General features: G+C 60.4%; 21 protein-coding genes and 1 pseudogene. 10 read left to right on the top strand and 12 right to left on the bottom strand.

Translation table 11 applies throughout. From position 1 onward, the window contains the following. Nucleotides 1-104: 104 nt before the first annotated feature. Complete coding sequence (locus EJA72_RS29715; protein ID WP_372240705.1) at nt 105-968, bottom strand: methyl-accepting chemotaxis protein; 864 nt, start codon at nt 966-968, stop codon at nt 105-107. Next, nucleotides 963-1658, bottom strand: a pseudogene (locus tag EJA72_RS29720) (HAMP domain-containing protein); the annotation flags it as partial. The pseudogene EJA72_RS29720 and the gene EJA72_RS29715, both read right to left, overlap by 6 nt. Before the next feature lie 316 nt (nt 1659-1974). Between EJA72_RS29720 and EJA72_RS13950 the strand changes: the two are divergent. From EJA72_RS13950 to EJA72_RS13960, 3 genes are all read left to right on the top strand, one after another. Further along, nucleotides 1975-2409: a nuclear transport factor 2 family protein gene (locus EJA72_RS13950; RefSeq protein WP_157712024.1), complete on the top strand. Its 435-nt coding sequence runs from the start codon at nt 1975-1977 to the stop codon at nt 2407-2409. 225 nt (nt 2410-2634) lie between these two features. Next, nucleotides 2635-3087, top strand: coding sequence for an Ohr family peroxiredoxin (locus EJA72_RS13955; RefSeq protein WP_157712025.1), 453 nt, complete (start codon nt 2635-2637; stop codon nt 3085-3087). Between the two features lie 90 nt (nt 3088-3177). After that, nucleotides 3178-3618, top strand: coding sequence for an Ohr family peroxiredoxin (locus EJA72_RS13960; protein ID WP_157712026.1), 441 nt, complete (start codon nt 3178-3180; stop codon nt 3616-3618). A gap of 163 nt (nt 3619-3781) precedes the next feature. Here EJA72_RS13960 and EJA72_RS13965 read toward each other — a convergent pair whose 3' ends face one another. Further along, nucleotides 3782-4687, bottom strand: a complete 906-nt coding sequence (locus tag EJA72_RS13965) for a LysR family transcriptional regulator (protein WP_157712027.1) — start codon at nt 4685-4687, stop codon at nt 3782-3784. Between the two features lie 230 nt (nt 4688-4917). Here EJA72_RS13965 and EJA72_RS13970 point away from each other — a divergent pair, with 230 nt between their 5' ends. Together EJA72_RS13970 and EJA72_RS13975 are read left to right on the top strand one after the other, a co-directional pair. After that, the gene (locus EJA72_RS13970) at nt 4918-5526 is read left to right on the top strand and encodes a cysteine dioxygenase (RefSeq protein WP_157712028.1); all 609 of its coding nucleotides are present in this window, start codon (nt 4918-4920) and stop codon (nt 5524-5526) included. Further along, nucleotides 5523-7106 carry a rhodanese homology domain-containing protein gene (locus EJA72_RS13975; RefSeq protein ID WP_157712029.1) on the top strand — a complete coding sequence of 528 codons (1584 nt, stop codon included), beginning with the start codon at nt 5523-5525 and terminating at the stop codon, nt 7104-7106. The genes EJA72_RS13970 and EJA72_RS13975 overlap by 4 nt, the downstream gene beginning before the upstream one ends. Nucleotides 7107-7188: 82 nt before the next feature. Here the strand turns inward: EJA72_RS13975 and EJA72_RS13980 are convergent, their stop codons facing one another. The 4 genes from EJA72_RS13980 to EJA72_RS13995 form a co-directional block, all read right to left on the bottom strand. After that, entirely contained in the window at nt 7189-7404 is a 216-nt protein-coding gene (locus tag EJA72_RS13980; RefSeq protein WP_034150404.1) for a molybdopterin-binding protein, read from the bottom strand. A gap of 230 nt (nt 7405-7634) precedes the next feature. After that, a complete protein-coding gene (locus EJA72_RS13985) occupies nt 7635-7976 on the bottom strand; it encodes a hypothetical protein (protein ID WP_157712030.1) in 342 nt (113 codons plus the stop codon). A 149-nt stretch (nt 7977-8125) separates the two neighbouring features. Then, the gene (locus EJA72_RS13990; RefSeq protein WP_157712031.1) at nt 8126-9253 is read right to left on the bottom strand and encodes a diguanylate cyclase; all 1128 of its coding nucleotides are present in this window, start codon (nt 9251-9253) and stop codon (nt 8126-8128) included. A gap of 466 nt (nt 9254-9719) precedes the next feature. Next, the gene (locus EJA72_RS13995) at nt 9720-10526 is read right to left on the bottom strand and encodes a bifunctional 2-polyprenyl-6-hydroxyphenol methylase/3-demethylubiquinol 3-O-methyltransferase UbiG (protein WP_157712032.1); all 807 of its coding nucleotides are present in this window, start codon (nt 10524-10526) and stop codon (nt 9720-9722) included. A 180-nt stretch (nt 10527-10706) separates the two neighbouring features. Between EJA72_RS13995 and EJA72_RS14000 the strand changes: the two genes are divergently transcribed. Further along, nucleotides 10707-11093, top strand: a complete 387-nt coding sequence (locus EJA72_RS14000) for a hypothetical protein (protein WP_157712033.1) — start codon at nt 10707-10709, stop codon at nt 11091-11093. 3 nt (nt 11094-11096) lie between these two features. Here EJA72_RS14000 and EJA72_RS14005 read toward each other — a convergent pair whose 3' ends face one another. From EJA72_RS14005 to EJA72_RS14025, 5 genes are all read right to left on the bottom strand, one after another. Beyond that, nucleotides 11097-12527, bottom strand: a complete 1431-nt coding sequence (locus EJA72_RS14005; protein WP_157712034.1) for a sigma-54 dependent transcriptional regulator — start codon at nt 12525-12527, stop codon at nt 11097-11099. Beyond that, nucleotides 12496-13989 (bottom strand): HAMP domain-containing sensor histidine kinase, encoded by a 1494-nt coding sequence (locus EJA72_RS14010; protein ID WP_157712035.1) that lies wholly within the window; start codon nt 13987-13989, stop codon nt 12496-12498. Before EJA72_RS14010 ends, EJA72_RS14005 begins: the two co-directional genes overlap by 32 nt. Nucleotides 13990-14090: 101 nt before the next feature. Then, entirely contained in the window at nt 14091-15131 is a 1041-nt protein-coding gene (locus EJA72_RS14015) for an SCO family protein (RefSeq protein WP_157712036.1), read from the bottom strand. Then, entirely contained in the window at nt 15128-17935 is a 2808-nt protein-coding gene (locus EJA72_RS14020) for a multicopper oxidase domain-containing protein (RefSeq protein WP_157712037.1), read from the bottom strand. The genes EJA72_RS14015 and EJA72_RS14020 overlap by 4 nt, the downstream gene beginning before the upstream one ends. Nucleotides 17936-18121: 186 nt before the next feature. Continuing rightward, nucleotides 18122-19570: a sensor histidine kinase gene (locus EJA72_RS14025; RefSeq protein ID WP_157712038.1), complete on the bottom strand. Its 1449-nt coding sequence runs from the start codon at nt 19568-19570 to the stop codon at nt 18122-18124. Between the two features lie 280 nt (nt 19571-19850). On the opposite strand from EJA72_RS14025, the gene EJA72_RS14030 reads away from it, so the two are divergent. The 4 genes from EJA72_RS14030 to EJA72_RS14045 are packed head-to-tail and all read left to right on the top strand — an operon-like array spanning nt 19851 to nt 25476. Next, complete coding sequence (locus EJA72_RS14030; protein WP_157712039.1) at nt 19851-21197, top strand: hypothetical protein; 1347 nt, start codon at nt 19851-19853, stop codon at nt 21195-21197. Nucleotides 21198-21232: 35 nt separating this feature from the next. Beyond that, nucleotides 21233-23479, top strand: a complete 2247-nt coding sequence (locus EJA72_RS14035) for an Ig-like domain-containing protein (protein WP_157712040.1) — start codon at nt 21233-21235, stop codon at nt 23477-23479. Nucleotides 23480-23538: 59 nt separating this feature from the next. Continuing rightward, entirely contained in the window at nt 23539-24000 is a 462-nt protein-coding gene (locus tag EJA72_RS14040; protein WP_157712041.1) for a curlin, read from the top strand. 27 nt (nt 24001-24027) lie between these two features. Further along, nucleotides 24028-25476 carry a curlin gene (locus EJA72_RS14045; RefSeq protein ID WP_157712042.1) on the top strand — a complete coding sequence of 483 codons (1449 nt, stop codon included), beginning with the start codon at nt 24028-24030 and terminating at the stop codon, nt 25474-25476. The last annotated feature ends 72 nt before the right edge of the window (nt 25477-25548 follow it).

The raw sequence follows: 25548 nt of genomic DNA on the forward strand, positions 1-25548 counted from the left end.
CTCCTACAGGGGGTTTGTGTACACCGCAAATCCACTGTGGGAGCGAGCCTGCTCGCGATGAGGCCCGATCAATCACCCAATAATCAATTGACCCGACGCCATCCTCACAGCCTGAACCGATCCACCGACTGCGAAAGCTTCCCCGCCAATGTCGACAACTCATCGGTGGTCGAAGCCGTCTGCCCGATCACCTTGCTGTTGCCTTCGGACATGCCGGCAATCATTTCCACCTGATGGGCGATTTCGTTACTGGCCAGGCTCTGCTCGCCGATGGTGCGGGTGATGTCGTTCACCAGTTGCGTGGTGTTCAGCGTCGCTTCGAGAATCTCGCGGATGGCGCGCTCGACGTCGGCGGTCACGGCCATGCCTTTGTCGACCTGGGCCACGCCCGCCTCCATGCTGGTCACCGCCTCGCGGGTGCTTTGCTGGATGCGCGAGACCATGTTGGCGATTTCCTGGGTGGACGCGCTGGTGCGCCCGGCCAGGCTGCGAACTTCGTCGGCCACCACGGCAAATCCGCGCCCCTGCTCACCGGCACGAGCCGCCTCGATGGCTGCGTTCAACGCCAGCAGGTTGGTTTGATCGGCGATGCCCTTGATCACCTGGATGATGCTGAAAATCCCTTCGGACTCCTTGTCCAGCGTACGAATCACTTGCGCCGACTGCTGCGCCGAACGCGCAATCCCGTCCATGTCGTTGACCACCTGATGGATCACCCGACCACCGTCCTTGGCCAGGGCTTCGGCCTGATTGGCCATGTTCAGCGCGCGCTCGGCGTGCCGGGTGATTTCCTCGATGCTCGCGGTCATTTCGCTGGCGGCCGCGGCCATGGTGCTGGCGGCCGCGCTTTGCTGCTGGCTGCTGCCGGCGACTTCGTGGCATCCGTCGCTCAATTGCGTACTCATGCCGCTGACGCCATGGGCGTTGCTGCGCACCACTTCGATCATGCCGCGCAGGTCGCGTTGCATGGTCGCGAGGCTGCGGATCAACGCGCTGGCTTCATCCTTGCGAGTGGGCTCGACGATGGGCTCGCTGAGGTTGCCATGGGCGATGCTCTCGGCGATTCGGCTGGCGGTTTGCAACGGCCCCATGATGCTCAGGATCACCCAGCGTCCCTGGATGAGCAGCAACAACAGGCTGGCAACAAGCACGCCACCCAGGGCGTAGTTGGCATTGCTGATCGCTTGCTGGGTGCCGACGCTGGTCTGTTGGGTGTTGGTTTCGATCAACTCGCTGAGGGCGGCCATCTGGTCTTCCAGTTGGCTGAACGCCGCGTTAAACGTGCCCAGCTCCTTTTGCGCGACCTCTGGATTTTCCAGCGCCTGGCCGACGATGCGTTCGGCGGCGCTGATGTAGGTATCGAGGCTCGGCTTGATCTTGTTCAGCCCTGCCTTGATGGTGTCGTTGACCGGCAGCTTGAGGTTGTTGCCCAGCACTTCGCGAAAGTGCCCGGCGTGTTCGTCGATCGAGCTGCGCACCTCGGCCTTGCTGCTGGTGCTTTTGCCCAGCCCGACCAGCATCGCCGACAACACATCGGCTCGCAGGGCGTCGTGCATCATGTCGGCTTCGAGGTGATTGCGCAGCGCGGCCATGCTGACCTCGCTGTCATTCACGGCGTCCGCCATCCGGGTGTTTCCCACGTAACTGACCAGGCTCATGATCAGCGCGGTGAGCAAACCGGTGGCTATCAGCAAGACCAAGCGTAATTTTATCGACACTTTGTGGATCCCCTGTCAGTTGGGTACAGCCACCCAGGGAGGGCGTTGCTAGACGGGTTATCGACTGCGGCAATCGGGAATTGAAGGCTATCGGGCTGGAAGCGGCTTTTTACGACATGCGGTCATTTGCACCCGGCCACGTTGTCGCGCTCCAGCCAGGTTCGCTTTTTTCTTAACCCATGCTAGGTTGTACGACGACCGATGAGTCACGGCTTTACTCGTCAGTCCGTCCACCCACAACAACAAGGAAACACCCATGAAAAAAGTGAAACTGCTGATCGGTTTTCTGTGCCTGTTCAGTGGCTACGTCGCAGCCGCGGCCCCCGCCTCCGCGGACAAGGACGTCGCAAAAGCCGTCGACCATCTGACACAAGCCATGCTGACCAAAGACATTCCTGAACTGCAGAAATTGACCGCCGACAGCCTCACCTACGGCCATTCCAGCGGCAAGATCCAGGACAAGAAAGCCTTCATCGCAGACATTGAAAACGGCACAAGCGCCTTCAAGACCCTTGAAATGCAGAACCAGACCATCACCGTCTCGGGCGACGTCGCGCTGGTCCGCCACCACTTCTCGGCACAAGCCCTGAAAGGCACCGAAGTGATTCCCACCGAAATCGAGAACTTCCAGATCTGGCAAAAACAGAAAGGCCAGTGGCTACTGGTAGGACGACAAGCGTTCAAATTCTGATTTTTTGCTTTACGAAAAGGGCAGGTTTTTTAGAAGGCGCCGTTTAGGGCTTTTCTACATAAACCTGCCTTTTTTTCATTTTCGAACCGGTTGACCACTCGTCGGCGAGGCGCCACAAGGACGCTTGACACTCATTGGCACATGAGGGAGTATCACTTCAATCGCATACGACACAAACGTACGCGACACGATAATTACCCCGAAGACAAATTGAGGCTTCAACCCATGAGCAAGATCGAAAAAGTACTGGCCACCGGCAAAACCCACACCACCGTCAGCGCTGCCGGCCAAACCTCCCGTGGCCATAACGGCAGCCTCGACATCCAGCTCTCCTCGCCTGGAAGCGCAAAACCGGCGCACGTGTTCAACGCCATCCAGCCACACCCCACCGCCGAGCAACTGTTCGCCGGCGCCTGGTCAGCCTGCTACACCGCCGCCGTCGGGTTGGTGGCCAATGACATGAATGTGGTGCTGCCGGCGGATCTGTCCGTGGACATCGAAGTCGATGTGGGCCAGACCGGCGCAGATTACTTCCTTCAGGCGCGGTTGACCCTGCGCGTGCCGGGGCTGACCCATGACATCGCAACGACCCTGGCGCACACCGCAGATCAGATCTGCCCGTACTCGAAAGCAACGCGGGGTAACATTGAAGTGGCCCTGAACGTCCTCACGGCTTGATGCTCCGTACAACGTCCGACGCAGCATATATATCGCATACGACTTACACGCATACGAAATAAACCCCAACAAAACTGAGAGGATTTCACCATGAGCAAGATCGAAAAAGTCCTGGTCACAGGCAAAACCCACACGACGTTCAGCAAGGCTGGCAACTCTTCGGGTGGTCTGGACATCCAGCTCTCGACGCCGGGTAACGCGAAACTGGCCCACGACTTCAAAGCCATCGTGCCGCACCCCACCGCAGAACAGCTGTTCGCCGGCGCATGGTCGGCCTGCTACACCGCCGCCGTGGAACTCGCGGCGAAAAACATGAAGGTGACGCTTCCGCCCGATCTGGCGATCGACATCGAGGTCGACCTGGGCCAGACAGGGGATGCCTACTTTCTCCAGGCTCGATTGAACCTTCGGGCGCCGGGCCTGGCGCAAAATGTCGCGACGGAACTGGCCCACGCCGCCGACCAGATTTGCCCGTACTCGAAGGCGACGCGCGGCAACATTGACGTCGTCGTTACCGCCACCACGGCATGATCCAGCGTGAAACCGGTTCGACGGCGTTTACCCGTCGAGCCGGCCTCCTCCCCCGCATAGGCCTGCGCATGGATCACCCAGTCATCGCAAATACCTGTAGGAGCCGAGCTTGCTCGCGAAGGCGGCGGCACACTCAATAAAGATTTGACTGACACTCTGCTCGTCAGGCCGCGCTCTTGACCTTCTGCAGCGACCCGGCAACCAGTTTGCCAAAAGCGTCGACCGGCCCTTGCAGGTTGCCGAGAAAGTGCGGGTATATGAGCCACAAATCCATCACCGGCTTGAAATCCTTGAGTGGCATGACCGCCAGGTCTTCGCGATGGGCGCTGCGTTCCAGCAACGGGCGCGGCACCAGGCCAAGGCCCAGGCCATCGGCAACCAGGCCCAGTTGCAATTCGGTGCCGAAGGTTTCCAGGTTGACCCGCAAGGCCAGCCCCTGATCCGACAACGTTCGCTGCAGGCCGGCGCGGAAGCCGCAACCGTCGGGGTTGAGAATCCAGCCGCTCTGGTAGCAGTCGGCAAGCTTGCACGGGCGCTTGGGCAATTGCGTCTTGGCGCACACCACCACCAGCTCCATTTTGCCAATGGATTCGCCGACAATGTTGTCCGGGAAAATCTTGCCAGCGGGGAACAGCGCCGCCGCTGCGTCCAGCTCACCGCGCTCGATCTTGCCGACCAGTTGACTGCCCCACCCCGTAGCGACCTGAGCACGCAGTTCCGGGTATTCGGTGCGCAAATGCTTGAGGGCATCGAGCAGCACCACATCGCCGATGGTTTGCGGAACGCCCAGGCGCAACAGCCCTGTCGGCGGTGCGTCGGTGGCCACCAGTTCGCGCAGCGCATCCATTTCCCGCAGGATCAAACGGCACTGCTCGTACACCCGCGTACCGATCAGCGTGGGCTTGAGCGGCTTGGTGTTGCGGTCGAACAATTCCACGCCCAACGCCTGCTCGAAGTTCTGCACGCGCCGCGTGATCGCCGGCTGCGTCAGCTGCAGCGATTCGGCGGCATGGCTGATGGACTGGCAACGAATCACTTCGACAAAGGCATCGATATCGTCAATTTTCATTTGGCCCGCACATAGAGAACAGTCAACAAGATGTCCGAAAAGCATAGTTCTATTGTCGGGACCTGGATAGTCCGCGAGACATCCGGTCACTAGCCAATAGCGTCCAGCGCTATGAAGACCGGCTACAAATTCCATTCAGCTATAACCTAATCATTAAACAATCGCATATTGATCTAAAACATTATGCTTAAATCAAAGGGTCAACTTTCACAACGAACGATGGAATCGCCATGACCCAGGCCCGACACCCGGAGAGACTCAGAGCATTCATAGGCGCCCTGGCGGAATTGATCGACAGTCACCCTCGCGAGGGTGACCTGTTGCACCGTGGCGGCAAGTTGCTCAGCCAGTTGGTCAGCCACGACGACTGGTTGCCGCAAGACTTTGCCCAGCCCGACCCGGAGCGCTATCAACAATACCTGCTGCACGCCGACTCCCGGCAGCGTTTCAGTATCGTCAGTTTTGTCTGGGGGCCGGGGCAGCGCACGCCGATCCACGATCATCGGGTCTGGGGGCTGATCGGCATGTTGCGCGGTGCGGAGATCTCGCAAGGTTTCCAACGCCACACCGACGGCACCCTGATCGCCGAGGGCAACCCGGTCCATCTGAAGCCCGGCCAGGTCGAAGCCGTGTCGCCGAAGGTCGGTGACATCCACCAGGTCAGCAATGCCTTCGACGATCAGGTGTCGATCAGCATCCATGTCTATGGCGCCAACATCGGGGCCGTGCGCCGCGCCGTGTACCAGGACGATGGCAGCGAAAAGCTGTTCATTTCCGGTTATTCCAACGCCTTTCTCCCCAACATCTGGGATCTGTCCAAAGAGAGCCAAGCCCTATGAGCACCGTACCGACCCGCTCCTATGCCGAGATCCGCAAAGCCCTGCTGAACCATGAAGAACTGGCCATCGTCGATGTGCGCGAAGAAGCGCCGTTCGCTGAATCGCATCCGCTGTTTGCGGCCAACATACCGCTGTCCAGACTGGAGCTCGAGGTCTACTCGCGGATTCCACGGCGCGATACGCAGGTGACCGTCTACGACAATGGCGAAGGCCTGGCGAGCATCGCCGCGCAACGGCTGCAGGGCCTGGGCTACATCAATGTCAGCCTGCTGCAAGGCGGGCTGGAGGGTTGGCGCATCGCGGGCGGTGAACTGTTCATCGACGTCAATGTGCCGAGCAAAGCCTTCGGCGAACTGGTGGAAAGCCAGCGTCACACGCCGTCCCTCGCCGCCGAAGAAGTCCAGGCGTTGCTCGACAGCGAGGCCGACGTGGTGGTGCTCGATGCCCGGCGTTTCGACGAATACCAGACCATGAGCATTCCCACCGGCATCAGCGTGCCTGGCGCAGAACTTGTGTTGCGCGCTCGGGAGTTGGCGCCGGACCCGGCCACGCGAATCATCGTCAACTGTGCTGGCCGTACCCGCAGCATTATTGGCACGCAATCGCTGATCAACGCCGGCATCGCCAACCCGGTTTCGGCGTTGCGCAACGGCACCATCGGCTGGACCCTCGCCGGCCAGACGTTGCAGCATGGCCAGTCGCGCCGGTTTGCGCCGACCAGCGAAGAACATCGCCAGATCGCCGCCAACGAAGCACGCCGCGTCGCCGACAAGGCATTGGTCGGCCGTGCAACGGTGGCGGACCTGGCGCGTTGGCAACAGGAAACGACACGCAGCACGTACCTGTTCGATGTGCGCACGCCAGAAGAATTTGAAGCCGGCCACCTGCCCACTGCGCGCTCGACGCCCGGCGGCCAATTGGTCCAGGAAACCGACCACTTCGCCAGCGTGCGCGGTGGGCGACTGGTGTTGATCGACGACGATGGCGTGCGCGCCAACATGTCCGCGTCGTGGCTCGCGCAACTGGGTTGGGAAGTGCATGTACTGGATGATGTGCAACCGGCCAATTTCAGTGAAAAAGGCGCCTGGCAGGCACCCGTCCCTGCGCCGTTGCAAGCGGAGGAAATCAGCCCCGACACCCTCGCGCAATGGCTGACCCATGGCGACACCGCTGTGCTGGATTTCACCAGCAGCGCCAACTACGTCAAGCGCCATATCCCCGGCGCATGGTGGGCTCTGCGCGGGCAACTGCGCGACGCCCTGGCCAACGTGCCCTCGGCAGAACGTTATGTGTTGACGTGCGGCAGCAGCCAACTGGCGCGGCTGGCGGTCGCCGAGGTCGAGGCGTTGACCGGAAAACCGGTGTTCCTGCTGCGCGGTGGTACCGCCAGCTGGATCGCCGAGCAACGACCGCTGGAGGAAGGCGAAAGCCATCTGGCCTCCCCGCGCATTGACCGCTATCGCCGCCCGTATGAAGGCACCGACAATCCACGCGAAGCGATGCAAGCCTATCTGGACTGGGAGTTCGGACTGGTGGACCAACTGGCCCGCGACGGGACCCATGGCTTCTTCGTGATCTAGCAAAAACCGCCACGCTGTAGCAGCTGTAGCAGCTGTAGCAGCTGCTACGAGCAAATCGGCAGCGGCTGCGGTCACCGAGATATCAGAGCTTGGCAATCGAGACTTCGGTGGATTTGACGAAGGCGATGACTTCGCTGCCAATCTTCAATTCAAGATCGCGCACTGAACGGGTGGTAATCACCGAGGTGACGATGCCGGACGCGGTTTGCACGTCGATTTCGGACACCACTTCGCCTTCGAGGATTTCCTTGATGACGCCCTTGAACTGGTTGCGCACGTTGATCGCTTTGATAGTCATGTTGAGGCTTCCTGTCTGGTGTGAGGGAATACGCACGGTCTGTGCATGCCTTCAAAGTGCACTGCCTGGGGCGACAACAAAAGGAATAAATAACGATTTACTTATTCCTATATTGAATATTAGATCGGTCAAAAAAAAGCCCCGCGACCCAAATGGGGTGCGGGGCAAAAAAATTGGTTGGTTGCGGCCAACCAAAGGAGCGCTTGAAATCGGTAGTGCCTGTTAACAGCTTAGATGCATTCTTGCGCCGCTCGCTCGAAACTTGAGGGCACGAAGCTCGAAGCCAGCAATTGGCGTTCATACAAAAATATTTTGCCGCCGTCCGGGGCTTTGTAGGCCTCGAGCACGTCGTCCGCGGCGACTTTGCTGGGGACCACAATCCGGTAACTGCGCTGGGTCTGCGACACGGTCGGGTTCAGCGAGTGACCTTGCAACTTGGGCACCACGCACTCGGCGTACTGCGCGGGCGTTTTTTTCGTCTGCAGCGTCAGCGTCGGGTCGTTCGGGGCACTGGCACATCCGGCCAGCAGCGCTGATGCGAAGGCGACGGCAGGAACAGTTGAAAAACGCATGGGCGCAGTCCTGAAAGAGTGGGTGGTTACGCCAGGCTTGGCGTTGATGGGGGCGATTCTCCCCTATTCCCAGAAAAACAGAACTTGCGTTTCTTGATGGTGACTATTACCTGAAGCAATAGTTGTCTGGCACAGGCGGGGGCCGGGCGTTAATCCGCGACCGCGATTTGATTGCGACCTCGGGCCTTGGCTTGATACAGGGCTTTATCGGCATTGTTCATCAAACTGTGCAGATCCTTGTCGTCGACGTCCGTTGATGCCACGCCAAGACTGGCTGTCACGCGGTGAACGGGGACGGTCATCAGGCCGGCGATGGCCTGGATGAGTTGCTCAGCCATTTCGACGGCCGCCTCGATCGACGTGTCCGGGAGCAGCACCGCAAACTCCTCGCCACCGAGCCGCCCGTGGACATCGGTGTCACGGAAGAACGAGCTGATGACTTCCCCCATCTGACGCAGCACCTGATCCCCGACCTGATGACCGTAGGTGTCGTTGATGTGCTTGAAGTGGTCCATGTCCAGCATCACCGCACACAACCCCAGGCGATTGCGTTTGCAATCGTCGTACAGCTGCTGGGCGCGCTCGAAAAAAGCCCGGCGATTTTTAAGGCCGGTGAGCTCATCCGTTTGTGCGGCGCGGGTGGAGATATTGTGCGCCAGCTCCATTTCACGGGTTAAGCGAAACGCGGTCTCCAGGGCCTCGGCCATTTTGCTTGTCGCGCGGGCCACAAAGGATGCGAACACAAACACCGCGAGCGCCATGCCGACCTGAATCGTTGTCGATTGAAACAGCAGCCACAGGGCGCAAGGCAATAGCACCAGGCCGATGGACGTCAATGTCATGTAGCGATAGGCGGAGTAGCAGGACACGGCGCTGACCGACATCCCGACGGTAAAGAGCATGACCAGCGCCTGGGACAACAGATCGTCGGCGGGCATCACCGTCAATGCTCCCACGCCCCAGATTCCGGCGGACAGCACCAGCGTGCACCAGTAGGTGCGCTCCCAGCGCTGCGGCGTGCGCAGGTGTTCGGGGCTGCGGAAATAGGCAATGAACATCGAGATACGCAGCAGCGATGACGCTGCCAGTATGGTCAGCCAGCCGACGACGATGCTCTGGTCAAACCGCTCCCAGCAAAGCCCGCAGAGGATCACCGCCGCGAGCAGACTGCCCACCACCGCAGAGACTGATTGGCGGAACAACTGGTGCAATCGGTCCGCACGCACCTGCTCTTCTATGAAGGAGCGCTGGTCATTCTGAGAGTCTGGGACATCCATGTGATCCGCCTGATCATGATGCTGCGTCGGGCTGCATTGTGGCATCGCGCTGGCAACGCAAACAACCGATTCAGCATGGGCTGGGTGAACTTTGGTCGGGGGTATATCCGTTTCTTCGGTTGTGGCGGCTATTGGTTTCGCCCTTACGGCGAGTCACTTGGAAGAGCCTGTAGGAGCGAAGCTGCCCCGCGAGGCGGCCTGAAAGCCGACCTGATTTTTCGGGAATGTGCCCGGTTCAAAATGTGGGAGCCAGCCTGCTGGCGATGCTCGCCCGGACAACGCGGTCATCCAGACAGGGCGCATTATCGTTGACGTCCATCGCCAGCAGGCTGGCTCCCACACGGGGTCTTCGTTACGCCATGGATCGAGTTGAATGGGCTGGCTCTCACAAAGAGTTTGTGAACGACACAGAACCAATGTGGGAGCCAGCCTGCTGGCGATGGGGCCAGCAGGAGCAACGCATCTTTCAGCGTTTCACCGCCACCAACGTAAAACACAACGGCAACTGCGCCTTCTTCTGTTCATACAGGTCATACAGCTCCTCACGGTTGGAATGCGGGTACTCCTTGAAGTGTCGGATCTGCAATCCGGCGTCGAGGGCGCTGGTGAAGATTGCGCCCAGGGTGTGGACGAACCAGTAGGACGGTGAGGCCGGCTGGTCGACCCTGCCTTCGTAGACGATCGGCTGTTCCTGCACGAAAGGCTCACTGCGGAAGTACGAACTGGCCAAGCGATACGGGTCGTCAGTCTCGGGGTCGAACATTTCCAGGAACGGATGGGTTTCGTACACCACCAACGCGCCGCCAGGCTTGAGGGTTTGCGCCACGTGGTGGAAAAACGCAGCGATGTCCGGCATCCAGTTCAATACGCCGATGGTGATCAGGGCCACGTCGAAGCGGCCTTGCAGTGCACCCGGCAAGTGATGGATGTCGGCCTCGATGAACTCGGGCGCATGCGGCGAGCGCGAGGCCAGTTCACGGGCCTGATCGAGAAACGCCTCGGACTGATCGACACCGACGACGCTGCGCGCGCCCAGCGCAAACAGCGACAGGCTTTCGCGGCCGTTATTGCAACCCAGTTGCACCACGTCTTTGCCATCGACGCCTACCTGGTGCAGCAACCCGGTCAGGGTGTCGTCCAGGCAGGAAAAATCAGGTTGAATCACCTCCGCCAAACGGGCGCGCCATTGCGGGGTGTCCTTGTGGTGTCGGGCGGAGTCATTCCAGGCATCGCGGTTGCTCGCGATGGCATTTTCTTTAGTCGGCATTTCCATTGCACGCTCCAGAACTCGGGTATTGATTGACCGGCGCGAGTCTAAATCAGGGCCCTGGAAAATCCCATTTGGCCTTTGTTGGAATCTTGTAATCCGGGCAGCACTGCACCCGCCCACTGGCGGCAGCTATAGTTAATGACCTTGGGGAAACGCGCAAAAACCTATTTCACAGGTGCTGCCATGAAAATCACCGATCTGACGCTGTTGTTTGCCGTGTGCCTGACTGCCGCCACCTGTGCCCGGGCGGACGACAGTTCAATGCAGACCGAACGCTCCAGCAGCGAATTCAATTACTACGGGGCCGACCAACCGTTTGCCCACCCTGCACCACCGTCCCTGAGCACCGTGCCACCGGGGTCGTACATTCCGACGGCCCCCGCGACGTTCATCCCGATTGCGAGCCAGCATGACTTCTACGACTCCCAGTTGCCGACGGTCGCGGACGCCTCCGTCCGCGTATTCATCCGCCACTACGACGAGGAGCACGGCGTCTACGTCAACGAAGAAGTCCTCGACCCAACGTGCGTGCTCGAATGCCTCAGCCGTCAGGGGCCGGTGTTGCAATAACGCCTACCACGAGCGTTTGTCCGGGCGGGCGAGGCCGAGTTTCTCGATCCGGTAACGCAGCATGTCGCGGCTCAAGCCCAGCAGCCGCGCGGACTTGGTGACGTTCCAGTCGGTCTTGTCGAGCATCTTGCGCACCATGTCGCGCTCGACTTCCGGCAGGTTCATCGACTCGGTGCCGTTGTACAGCGCACGTGGCTCGCTGTGCTGTGGCTCATGCTGATACGGCGGCGGCTCATCCACCAGGCTCAGGCAGACGTTCAGCTGATGGGCCGCAATGGTGTCGCTTTGCGCCAGCAACACCGTTTGCTCAAGCATGTTGCGCAATTCACGCACGTTGCCCGGCCAGCTGTAGCTGAGCATCAACTCTTCGGCGTGGTCGCTGAAATGCAGGTTCGGTTTGCCATAGCGTTTGCCGTGGGTCGCCAGGAAATGCCGGGCCAGCAGCAGGATGTCTTCGCCCCGGGCATACAGGCGCGGCACCTTGATCGAGATGATGCGCAAGCGGAAAAACAGGTCGCGGCGGAACTTGCCCTGCTGGACCATTTGCTCGAGGTTGCAATTGGTGGCGCTGATCACCCGCAAATCGACTTTGCGCTCTTTCACCGAACCGACCCGGCGAATGGTCCGGTCTTCCAGCAGCTTCAGCAGTTTGGCTTGCAGCAGCAGGTCCATCTCACCGACTTCATCGAGAAACAGCGTGCCGCCATCGGCCGCTTCCACCAGCCCGACGCGGCGATCCTTGGCGTCGGTGAAGGCGCCCTTCTCATGCCCAAACAGCTCCGACTCCACCAGGTTGGATGGAATGGACGCGCAGTTGAATTCAATGAACGGGCCTTTGGCGCGCGGGCCGTCGAAATGCAGCGCCCGGGCCACCAATTCCTTGCCGGTACCGGTTTCACCTTCCACCAGCACGGGTGGCAGGTCGGCGTTGGCCATCCGCCGCTCGGCGTCGAGCAGCTGACCGATAGTGTTTTTCAGATGCAGCATGGGAGCCGATTCGCCGATCAATGCCTGCACTCCCGATTTCTGGGCTTCGCGTTCCTGATAGAACGACAGCGTGCGTTCCATACGGTCGGTGGCCAGGGCCTTGTCCAGCAGCAGCTTGAGCTCCGGCAAGGCCACCGGTTTGGTGACGTAGTGAAACGCCCCTTCTTTCATGGCCACGACAGCGTCTTCGACGTTGCCGTAACCGGTCATCATGATCACTTTCAGGTCCGGCGCGCTGATGCGCAGCTTCTGGATCAAGTCGTGGCCACTCATGCCCGGCAGGGAGTTGTCGGTCAGCACCACATCAGGGGCGAACCGGCCCAACTGCTCCAACGCATCCTCGGCCGAATGACAGACTGTGACCTCGAAGTCCTTGCGCTCCAGGTAGGTCTGAATATTCTCGGCAAGGATTTCGTCATCCTCGACCAGCAGTATGCTGTGCTCCATATTCCCCTCCCGTTGCCACTTTGAAATTGAGACACACGCGGGTTCCTTCCTGCTCCTGGCTGGTCAGTTCAACCGAGCCATGGAAACGTTCCATTATTCGCTTGACCAGGGCCAGGCCGACGCCCAACCCGCCTTGCTTGGTGGTGAAAAACGGCTTGAAGACCATTTGCTGCTGTTGTTTGTTCATGCCCTTGCCGGTATCGCTGAGGGTCATGCGCAGGTGACCGGGTGTCGGCGAATCAATATCGACACTCAACACGCCGCCCTTGGGCATGGCTTCCAGGGCATTGGCGAACAGGCTATTCAGAATTTGCGTCAGCAGCACCTGTTGGCTGACGACCGGTGGAACGCTGCGCGGCGTGAATCGCACTTCCACGTTCGAGCGCTTGATCAACGGTTCGAAAGCACTCAGGGTGTCGTCGATAACCAGCACCAGATCCACGGTTTCATAGTCGTCATTCATGGGTCGCAACGACACCAGCAACTCCCGGACCCAGCGCGACATGCGATCGACCTGGTTGATGATGTCGCCGATGTTCTTCTGCGCGCTCTGGCTGGCGATTTCCTGGGCCAGCTCGGCACTGGAGCGAATGTTGGCCAGCGGGTTGCGTAGGCTGTGAGCTACCGCCGAGGACATTTCCCCGAGGGCCACAAAGGTCTCATTGGTGATCAGTTGTTGTTGCTGGCTCTGCAACAGCATCGAGGCACGACGCACGATCCAGAACAGCCCCAGGTAAATCACCGCCCCACCGATCACGGTCGCCAGCCAGATCACCTTGAAACCACGCTGGATGCGCTCCACAAGGTCGATAGGTTCCTTGTAGATCTCGACCATGGCCATGACTTTGCTTTTGTCGGCGTTGAACAATGGAATGTAGTTCTCGACGAACAGGTACTTGGGCTCGCGCAGCAACCGCTGCTCGGGGCGTTCTTCATCGATCTGGTGGTAACTGGTGGACACCGGTTCCTTCATTTCGAAGGACTCGTCCAGTTCATCGTCATTTTCGATGCGCACGCCGACCAGTTCCGGGTTGGTCGACCAGATGACGGTGCGGTCCAGTGCATACACAGTGGCGAGCAAAATATCCGGCAGGTGCTCCACGTGATCGAGAAATTCGGCACGGGCAGCCGACTGGGCGATGGGGTCCACGTCAGGCCAGGTGTTTTTCTCGCGCGGATCGAGCAGCTCACCCATGGATCTGTTCGGGGTAATGTCGGCGTGGCGCAGCTCGGCGTCGCCAATGGCCTGGATGAATTGCGCCGTCAGGATGGAGTCGCGCTCGATGCTCTCTTGCACAACGAAGCGCGTGGAGATGTAACCCAACCCCAGCGCGACGGCGGCAATAATCAAAAAACTGCCAAGGGAAAACCAGCGCAGCAGATTGAACTGTTGGTTCCAGCCCTTGTGGTCTGCTGCCGGCTTATCCGGCGCAGGCATTTTTTGTTGTTCTACTATCGGCATGGCATCGTCCTGAATGCTTGCAGCAAGCCTTTTCAGTCGGGTTTCGAATCAGTGTAGGTGGCATTGATCGGGTCCGACTGCCCAATGATTGTATTTCGCCGCTATTGTGTTTGCGCCGCCAGCGTTTGCTGACGATCCGTTTCTTCCTTCAAGAAATCGATGATCGACTGCGCAGACTTTTCATCCAGGCGCAGGTTGGGCATGGGGATTTTTTCAAAGCGCTCGAACAACTCCACGGCGACCGGGTCCTTTTCCGCGAGCATGCGGTCCGGCTCACGGATCCAGCGGCTGAGCCAGGCCGGATCACGCTGGCGGGTCACACCAATCAGGTCCGGGCCGATGCTGCGCATGCCGATGCCCTGCCCGTCCTGCGGACCGAGGCTGTGGCATGAAGCGCAACGGGTGCGAAACAATTCCTCGCCGTTGCTGGGCGGTCGGATTTCCGGCGCGTTGGCGTAGCTGCCTTCAACGCTGGGCTGCTTCCAGTTCTGCAAGGTATTGGCCAGCTGATCGGCGAGAATCCACGGGTTTTCGAAGGGTGATGCCTTCATCCAGCGCCCCGTTTCCTGGTTACCGACAATCAGGCTCAGGTTGTGGTCTTTGCTGCGTCCGTTGTCGACGCCTTCAATGAACAACCCGAGTTTTTTTCGCAGGTCGGTGACCTCGGCGAACTCGCCCGTCAGAAATTTCCAGCCCGGCCCGACCTTGAAGCGTTGAGCGTAAGCCTTGAGCACTTCGGGGGTGTCGCTGAGCGGGTCGATGCTGATCGAGTAGAAAAAAATGTCCTTGCCGACCCGATCACCCAACAACTTCTGTACCTGGCGCAAGCGCGCGGTTTCCAGGGGGCAGGAGTCGCTGCACGACGTGAAGATGAAGTTGATCACCACCACTTTGTTCTTGATCAGATCATCGAAGAAATGCACCTGCTGGCCGTCCTGATCGGTCAGCAGGGTGTTGGGGAAATAGTCGCCGCCCCAGGGCGTCGCCGACTCCGTCGGCGGTACGGCTGCCGACGGAACAGCTTCATGAGCAAGCAGCACCTGACTGGCCAGCAAACACGTGACCAGGACCAGAATCAGGTGCATACCCAGGGCGCGGGAGCGCGGCGTATGCGGTGTCATGTCGGCTCCCCTGCGGTTCATTGTTTCACCGTGACTTGTGGACCGAGACCGTCACCCGAGCGGAAGGTAGGCAGCGCGGCGGAGTTGACGTAACGCACGCCATCCCAGCTCGGCAGCGGTGTTGGCATCAACTGGAATTGCCCGGGTTTTTCAATGTCCCAGCGCAGCAGCATCGAGTTGTCCTCATGCTGAGTGTTGTGACAGTGCTCCATGTACGTCCCGGCAAACTCGCGGAAGTTGATCGCCATCTCGACGCTGTCCAGGCCATCGTTTTCCGAACCGATGCGGTATACGTCCTTACGCGCCCATTTTTCCCATTCCGGTGGCGCCTTGCCGCCGCGACTGAGGATGATCCCTTCCTCGAAGTGCACATGCACCGGATGGCTCCAGCCCTTGCCGCCGAGCTTGATGTTCCACACTTCCAGGGTGCCGAAGCCACTGGTGCCGGCATCGGTCGGACCGGTTTTCAACTGGGTGGCCGCGTTCAGGCGCCGAGGGTCCATGTGGAAGCCGAAGCCGCCATCGGTCTTGACGGTCCACGGGGCTTCATCGGTGCCGTCGGAACGACCGAAGATGAAGCTGCGATGCCGGGCCTGAGACAGCAAGACTTTGTCGGCCGCGTTGTCGCGATGAATCTTCAGCGGGATCATCACCTTGCCTTCTGCCTTGCCCGGTTTGGCGGGTTCGTACTGCGAAGGGTCCATGGCCAGGTCCTGTCCGGTGTAGGCCTTGACGTTGAGTTGCAACACCTTGCCCACCGCCGGATCACCCCTGTCCCACTGCGGTCCCTTGCTGGTTTGCTTGATCACCGCCAGGTATTTCTCCGACAACACGTCGCCCAAGGGGATCGGTTCTTTCGGGCCTTTGCCGTCGTCATGGGCCAGCAGGTTGACGAAGAAGATCTTGTCCCCCGGCTTGATGCCGTTTTTGGCGAAGTTGACGATGATGTCGAAGCGCTCGGCAATCCCTTGGGTTGGCAGGATGGCGTTGTGGTTCTGTTTATCGCCGTCGGCGTCGAGGTCCATGGTGCCGTCGAACGGCACGCTGTGTTCCATGATGTTGCCGTCGTTGGCGATCATGTGGAACGGCACCCGGGCATAGGACACACCTGACCCCTTCGGCCCTTGGAACTCGCCGCTGGTGCCTTTGATTTCACGCACCAGTGCCCATTTGTAGTAGCGCGACACCGAACCGTTGAGCATGCGGAACCGGTAACTGCGGGCGCGCACGTCGAGGGTCGGTTTCCACTGCCAGTTGACCATCACCTGGTCACCGAGGAAGCCGTCGGTGTTGAACGGGTTGAACCACAACTGGCCGTTCTGATCCCACGCCTTGTCGGCGAACACCAGGTTGACGTCGTAGTCGCGGTTGCCCCACGGCAAGGCGCTGCCGCTGGGGAAACGCAGGTTGACGCCGTCGTTCACCGCCTCGTTGCCACGGTCCAGGGCGCTGTAGTAGTTCATCATCGCCGCGTTGCCCTTGTAGACGTTCTGCGCGGTGAAATCGAGCATGTGGTCGTGGAACCAGTGGGTGCTCATGGTTTCACGCCAGTCGCCGCGAATCTTGATCGTGCCGTTCTCGCACGTTTTCAGGCTTGGGGTCATGTCGTTGGTCCACAGGGTTTCACCGGGTGCGCAAGGGAACGCTGCGCGTGGATCATGGGCGTCGGTGTTGATGCTGTCGTAGCCGGCCAGCTGGATCGGCCAGCGATAGTCGTAATACTGCCCCGGGAAGAAAAACGCGTTGGCATAACCGTCGCTTTCCGCCGGTGCGTGGCCGTTGTGTTCGTGGGTCGTGATGGTGTGCAGCCCGAAACCCATGTTCGCCGAGGGGTCGATCGGCAGGCCGTTGTAATGGCGCATCAGCACAGGCTGACCGTAACGCACCATCAACAGTTTAGGGGGCAAGGTGCCGTCGAAGGTCCAGACCGAGTTGTGGTTTTGCACCGGCATGTTCGGGTGGAAACGCGCGTCGACGCCTTTGGCGGTGCCGTCCGTTGCCGGTACACCGGCGACGTTGTGATAGAGGCCACCGGGCCCAAACTCACCCACGGCGTAATGGTGCATTTGCACGCTGTCGCGCAAACCGCCGTTGACCCGCGCCCCCGTCTGTACGGTCTTGTAGGCGTTTTGCGGGTAGAACTCGTTCCAGCGCTGGTGCGACCAGCCCTTTCCTGGCGGACGGCCTTCGGCCGACGAGCCGATACGGCGGTTGAGGAAGTACTCGATCTGCGCCTGCCACGGGTTGCGGTCAACCACGTTGGAATACTGGCTGGGGAACGGTGTCAGCCCAGGTTGGCGCAAGAAGGTGTCGAGCGCCACGCCGGGTGGCGCACTGCGGGCCGCACTGTTGGGGTCTTGGGCCGGCAATGGACCAATGGCTGCCGGTGGAAACGGCAACAGCGCCGCGGGTGTCGTGGGGTCGAGTTTTTCCGGGCCGAATTCCTCGAACAACACCAACTGCTGAGTGAACGGCAGTGCACCAAACAACGGGCTCGGCTTGCCATTGGTGGGGTAATTGAAACTGGTCTGTGCCGCCGGCGGCAGGATGTTTTCCTTGCGCGTGTCGTCGCGGCTGCCTTTGATGCCATCGGGCAGATCGAAAGAATCCTGGTTGGCCTCGGGCATGGTCAAAATGGCGTTCAAAGCGGTCGCTTCGTCAGCCGGTTCATCGTAGTAAGCAGAAGGGTCGCTAGGCTCGGGCTGTCGCTCGTCGTCGATGGGGCTGGCACGCAGCGTCGCTGTGCCCAGCGTCATTGTCAGAAGGACGCTCAGAGGCGTCATCAGGCCGAACCACTTGAAGGGGTACCGCGCTTTTCTGTCCATCACCAGCCGCCTCGAAGTCATGAAGGGGGTAGTGGTGGTTTTGCAAGGACCTCGCCAAATTTGTAACTGGTTTATACGAAAGTATTAATACCCAACAAAACAATGGCTTATCAACATCAATGTGCCATGACCGGAAAAAGTGACTGGGGACTGACACCCGCTAACGGGGAAGGTTCCCACCCATTTTCAGGGGATCAGCTTGAACGACAGCCGGACCGTCGTGCCCTCGCCCTCGCGGCTGTCCAGTGCCACTGACCCACCGAAACGCTCCATGATCCGCTTCACCAGCACCAGCCCGACACCGAGCCCGCCCTGCTTGGTGGTGAAGAACGGCCGGAAGGCCATGGTGCGTTGTTCTTCGTTCATGCCTTTGCCGGTGTCTTTCAATTCGGCACACACCCCGTGTGAATCGACCGGCTCCAGGGTGATGGTCAGCGTGCCACCGTTGTCCATGGCTTCCACGGCATTGGCCAGCAGGCTGTTGAGGATCTGCGTCAGCTGCACGTGCTGGCTCATGACCATGGGCGTCTGGGTGGGATTGAACACCACCTGCACGCGGGCCTTGGCGATCTGATGCTCGAAGGCCATCAGGCTGTCATGCAATGCGGCCACCAGGTTGACCGGCTCAGCCTCGTCGTTGAGCGGGCGCAAGGATAGCAGCAGCTCCCTGACCCACTTCGACATGCGATCCACTTGGCCGATGATGTCCTTGATGTTCTTGTGCGCCGGGCCGCTGTCGAACTCCAGGGCCAGTTCGGCGCTGGAGCGGATCGTTGCCAGTGGATTACGCAAACTGTGGGCCACCGCTGATGACATTTCGCCCAGGGCCACGAAGGTTTCGTTGGTGATCAGTTGCTTCTGTTGCTCCGCCAGCAAAATCGCCGCCCGCCGCACGATCCAGTAAAGCCCCAGGTAAATCAGCCCGCCGCCCATGGCCGTGGCCAGCCAGATCAGCACCAGGCCGCGCTCCATGCGGTCAATCAGGTCCGCCGGTTCCTTGTAGATCTCGACCATCGCCGTGACGTTATTGCCCTCGGCGTCGAACAGCGGAATGTAGTTTTCGATGAAGATGTATTCCGGCGGAATGACGAACTTTTGCTCCATGCGCGCCTTGTCCACATCGTGATAACTGGCCGACACCGGGATCTTGAAATTGAAGGCGTTGTCCAGGTCTTCGTCGGCATGAATCGTGGTGCCCATCAATGCCGGGTTGGTGGACCAGATCACCATGCGATCGGGGGAATAGATATTGGCCAGGATCACGTCCGGCAAGTGCGCGATGTGGTCGAGGAATTCACCCCGGGCACTGGCCCGCGCCATGGGGTCGACGTCCGGGAAGTTCTTGTCTTGCCGCGGGTCGAGCAACTCGCCCATGGTCCGCACATGGGGGATCGACACATGCCGGACCTCGGCCGAGGCAATGGCCTGAATGAACTGCGACGTCAGTAACGCGTCGCGCTGCACGCTCTCGGTAATCACAAACCGCGTGGACACGGCCCCCAATGCCACCGCCACTGTGCCGATCACCGCCATGCTGATCAGCGAAAACCAGCGCAGCAGATTAAAGGGCTGTTTGCGCGTACTCAGGCGAAATTCACCCTGCTCGGGTTGCAGTGTTTTTGTTGGCATGTTCATCAGGTTGTTCCCGGCTTTCCCCTCATAGGTTATAGCCCACTAGTGGCTGTTTGCCCGTCTTTGGGTCACGTCTCCCCCATTTCCCCGATCCCCCCATCTACCCCCAATGATGGGGACTGGCGCCCGTTCCCTCGACGGGTCTTGCGCTGTCGATTTTTCGCGACACGCCGGTGGCTCGGGGCTCTCGCGGCGTTTTTCGCCGATTGGTATGGAAGTTGCCGAAACCCCTGTCAACTGACCCATCCCCACGGGCCAGGTACTCTGATAGAGGGATTAACTCATGCACCCTTTACTGACCAAAACCGCGACTGTACTGGTCGTATCCGCTCTGGCCCAAAGCATTGCGCAGGCGGCATTGTTTGCCGTCGATCCCGGTCCCTACGTGCCAGCCAATGGCAAATTCGCTGCCTGGTACCAGGACAGCCATGGCAGAACCCTCGACTTGTGCCTGTCGAAGGCTGTCAGTTCACGGGTTCCCAGCGCACCTGGTGCGCCAACGTACATGTGCTCGTTGCTGCCAGCCCCGGGCATTTTCGACGACAATCAACCGCTGGTCTTTCCGACCAACTTCCCCGACGAAGCGTTCTGGTTCACCGCTGACGGTGCGATTGTCGATGCGGCGCGGGGGGTCAATCTGTCCTACGGCTCTGCCATTGAAGCGGCCTTCGGCGGCGGCGACCCGGCCGAGAATGATCAGATCAGTTTCGCCCGCATCCGCATTCGTATCGATGTGCCGACAGCCGGCACTTACATCATCACCCACCCTTACGGGGTTGAAGCCTTCACCGTCGACACCCCCGGGCGGCGGGCAATCAACATGACCCGGGACATCGGCATCGGCGCGGCCGGCACTTACGACGGCGCCCTCAAAGGCGATGTTGGCCCGTTCCTGCGCAGCGTCAACGGCCCCTACACCGAAACCAATCCGGTGACCCATGAGGCCGAACAGTTCATCGGCGATCCGAACATCGACGAAGCCGTGACCGGCAGCCCGTTCAACACCAACTTCATTCGCATCGAAGGGCCCAATGGCCTCGACCTGCGCACCACCGTTTTTGCGGTGTCCGGCAAATTGTCCAAAGTGGAACGGCCGACACCGATGATCACCCAGCGCAGCACCTATTCGCGGCATGCCGGCAATAGCGCACCGGTGGCCCAGCAAGACGTATTTGTGCTGGCGCCACCGCCGCCCGCCACTGTGGCACTGACCAGCAACAACCCGGTGTTGAACATGACCGAGGCCAACACCACCGGCAGCTGGTACGCACAATCTCCCGCCAACCCGACGCTGCCGGCCACCCTGCAGGTGACTGCGGACAACCATTTGGCAATCGCCAACAGTACGCCAACCACCCTGCCCATGGCCTTGACCGACCTGGTGGTGATTTCCCGTGCCGAGTACAGCCTGAGCACCGGGCAAATCACCGTGGTGGCCTCGACCAGCGATGAAACCTCGCCCCCGGTCCTCACCGTCACCTCTGGCACCGGTGTCGCCATCGGCGCCCTCAGTGGCGATGGCGCAGAGAAAACCCTGTCCACCGGGATCTCGCCGATTCCACCGGCCAAGGTTCAGGTGACGTCAGCCAATGGCGGCAGTGATACCGAAGAAGTGGTCATCGTGCAATGAACGCTCACATGGCCAGATCCTCATCAGGAGGCATCATGAACAAATTGCCACGCCTGGCGCTCAACGCCCTGGGACTGACTCTATCGCTGTCCGGCAGCGCCTTCGCCCAACTCGCCGCCGTCGAACCCGGCCCGTACACCTTCGCCACGGGGAAATTCCCGACGTGGTATCAGGACAACAATCTGCTGTCGATGGAACTGTGCCGGTCCCGGGCCACGAGCTCGCGGGTCGCGGCGGCCACGCCCCCGGCGTACATGTGCACCCTGCTGCCGACACCGGGCATTTTCGACGACACCCTGCCGATGGTGTTCCCGGATAACTGGCCAGACGAGGCCTTCTGGTTCCTCGCCGAAACCAACATCCCCAACAACGCCGCCGGGTATGGCATGGACGCGTATGTTGCCGGCATAGAAGCGGCCTTCGCCGGTGGAAATCCGCTCGATGGCGATCAAATCAGTTTTGCGCGGATTCGCATGCGGATAAACGTGCCCGTCGCGGGGACCTACACCATCACTCACCCTTATGGCGTGGAAACGGTCAATGTCACGACACCCGGTCGTCGCGCCATCAACATCACCCGAGACATCGGCGTCGGTGTAGCGGGGAACTTCAGCGGGGCACTCAACGGTAACATCGGGCCATTCCTGCGCAGCGTCAACGGTCCCTATACCGAAGTGAACCCGGACACCGGCGCGATCGAAACCTTCGTCGGCGACCCGAACCTCACCGAAGCCGTGACCGGCAGCCCCAACGACACCAACTTCGTGCGCATCCAGGGACCGGCCGGAACCATCGAGACCAGCCTCTTCACCGTAGCCGGCAAAGTCCTCGACAACCGTCCGCAAACCCATGTGGAAATCGACCGCGCGACCTACCGCCGTACCACGTCCGGCGCCAGCAGCAACACCCGGGTCGAAGTCTTCGGCAAAGCGGATAACAGCTCGACACTGTGCTTCCGTGAAACCCTGGCCCTCGTGGTCGGACCACCCGCCACCCCCTGCCTGACCCCTCTGGTGGGTGACGGCACCGGGCTGTATTTCGGGCAGCGTCAGTTCAACGGCCCCGTGCCTGCGGTTGTGGTACTGACCGCTACCAATCCGGCCGGCAGCACCCGTCCAACGGCGGTGTCGAGCAAATTGACCGACATCGTGAAAATCCAGACTGCTCGCTACAACTACAGCAATCACAGCTTGCTGATCGAAGCCAGCTCCACCGATGAAGTGTCCGTGCCAGACATGGTCGCCCAGGGTTACGGTCGTCTGTCGAAGTCCGGCACCTTGCAAAAACTGACCGTCTCCGATCTGACACAACCACCGGCGAGCGTCACGGTCAAATCGGCGGCAGGCGGCAGTGATACCGAGCCTGTGGTCGTCGTCGGCACCGCACCGGACACCGGTGAGAACCAGGCGCCCATCGCCCGGGCCGACACCGGCAGCACCAGCTTCGGCGTACCGATCACCCTTAGCCTGTTGACCAACGACAGCGATCCCGACGGCAACGTGCCGTTGAGCATCACGGCGTTGACCCAACCAGCACCGGGCCAGGGCACCGTGGCACTGAGCGGTACCACTGCGGTGGTCTACACCCCACCCGCCGTGGTCAATACACCGCTGACCACCACCTTCACCTACAAGGCTCAAGACATCAAAGGCCTGGCCTCGGCCACGCCGGCGACCGTGACCATTACCGTTGCGCCTAACCAGCCTCCGGTCGCGGTTGCCGACAGCGTCGCAACTCTGGGCGTGGCGATCCCGATCAGTGTGCTGGCCAACGACACCGATCCGGAAGGCAACGTGCCGCTGACCGTCGCCAGCTTCACCCAGCCACCGGCCGGTCGCGGCACCGTCAGCAGCAACGGCACGGTGATCACCTACACCCCACCGGCCACCGTGACCACGGCGTTCACCACGACCTTCACCTACTTCGTCAAGGACAGCTTCAACGCCCAGTCGGTGTCGCCTGCGACAGTCACGGTGCAAGTCTCGCCAAAACCACCGGCAGAAACGTTCACGGTGACCACGGCAACGGTGTCGGCGCGTTCCAATAACCGCTTCACCTGGGACTTTGCGGGCACCTCATCGGTGACCACCGGCAACACCATCACCATCCAGGTTTCGACCCCGACCGGGCTGCAAACCCTGGGCACCACCACGGTGCCGGTGACCGGTCGCTGGAGGCTGACGGTGAACAACATCACCACGGTGATTCCGTCGGCGAACCCGACGGCCACCATCACCTCGTCCCAAGGCACCGTGCGCACTGTGCAAGTGATCGCCAACTGAGCCTGCGCCCCATCGGCCGCAAGGTCGATGGGGCAGGCCCTGACTCACAGGACAACGCCATGAAGATGTCGACCGCCGCCCTGCTCTGCCTGCTTCTGCTTTGCAGCAGTGCGGGCGTGCGCGCCGACGATTTGATGGAGAACGACGACCTGGCACCCGGCGCCGACCTCGGCGAGTTACCACCGCCGGTTGGCCAGCACGCGCTGATCGACCAGAACGGCCAGGCCAACGTGGCGCTGCTGCAACAGAACGGCCAGTCGTTGCTCGGCACCATCGTCCAGTCGGGGAGCAATCAGGAAGCCTACATCCTGCAACAAGGCAGCGACCTGATGGCCATGATCAATCAACAAGGCTCGGGCAACGACGCGTCGATCACCCAGACCGGCAGTCACAACCGCGCGCAGATTTCCCAGAATGGCAACAACAACGACGCCAGCATCGACCAGGCCGGTACGGGGCTTTCCAGCGCCGTCACCCAATCCGGGAACGGCATGAGCGTTTCGGTCAAACAATATCGCTAAAGCACTGCACCATCTGGAGGTTTCACCATGTTCAAACTGACGCCCCTTACCGCCGCCATCCTGGTCGTTGTCAGTGCCCAGGCCTTGGCCAATGACAGCGACTCCAACCAGAGCCAGGTCGGTACCGCCAACATCGCCAACGTGACCCAGACCCAGGCCAGTTTCAGTACCACCACCCAGCAACAACTGGGTCAAGGGAACGACGCGGCGGCGCTGCAGGACCACGCCACCAGCACCATTTCCCAGGACCAGGCGGGTGACTACAACGCCGCTTACGCCGAGCAATTGTTCGAAGACGGCAGCACCATCACCCAGCAACAATCCGGCAGCCTCAACGTTGCGCATGCCAGCCAGTCGATCGGGGTGTCCGGCAGCGAGGGCTTGCAGCAACAACAAGGCAGCGGCAACTTCGCGTTCCTCTATCAGGACAGTCAGGATGGCTCCACCGGCCAATCCTTCCAGTTCGGCGACAACAACGAAGCCAACATCGAACAGACCCAACTGGGCACCGCCAACAACGCGACCATCACCCAGTACGGCAACACCAACTACGGCACGGCCGAGCAGGTGTCCCACACGGGCGGCCAGATCGGCATCAACCAGTCGGGTGACGGCAACTACGCCTACGGTGATCAGCGCGACGGCTCAAACAACACCCTGACCATCAACCAGTTTGGCGATTTGAACGGCACGGAAGTCTGGCAAGACTCGCAAGTGACCAGCCAGGCGACCGTCACCCAATACGGCCAGACCAACGAAACCGTGGTCGACCAGAGTTTCGGCAACGACAACGTCGCCCAGGTCCTGCAAGTCGGCGACCTCAACGCAATCTACGCCGACCAGTTCGAATCCATCGGCTCCACTGTTGCGCTGTACCAACAGGGCACGAACAACGTGCACTTCACCTACCAGACCGGCGACAGCCATGTGCTGAACGCCAACTCCGTGGGTACCGGCAACAAGGTCTACGCCAGCAACTGGAAAGGCCCGCAAAAAGGCGGCCAGTTCGGCAGCAACCAGCGCGCCACCGTCAACCAGAATGGCACCAACAACGTCGCCAACTTCACCCAGGACGGCGTCGGCCACGTCATGACCACCAGCCAGACAGGGACCGGCAACAAAACCACGGTCAACCAGGCCGATTCCTACAACGAGCTGTACTTCGATCAGAACGGCAGCGACAACATCCTGATCTCCGATCAGCGCGGCACCACCAACCTGGCCCAGGGCTCTTCAACCGGTTCGGGCAACAGCACCGAATTCATCCAGAGCGGCAGCGGCAACGAGGCTTATACCAATCAGGTGTATGGCAGCGATAACATGATCACGGTCAAACAGGCTGACACCATGAACGTGGCGTATGTGACTCAGGGCGGCGCTGGCAACATTACCAGTGTCGACCAGAGTGGTAATGCCCAGACGGCTACGGTGCAGCAGTATGGTTCGGCTAACAGCGCGACGGTGTTGCAGCAGTAAGTGGGTAGTGTGAAAAAACCGCGACTCTTGAGGGAGGGTCGCGGTTAACTTTGTAGATGGAACCGGTCCCGA

The sequence above is a fragment of the Pseudomonas sp. PB120 genome (assembly GCF_009761815.1).
Lineage (GTDB): Bacteria > Pseudomonadota > Gammaproteobacteria > Pseudomonadales > Pseudomonadaceae > Aquipseudomonas.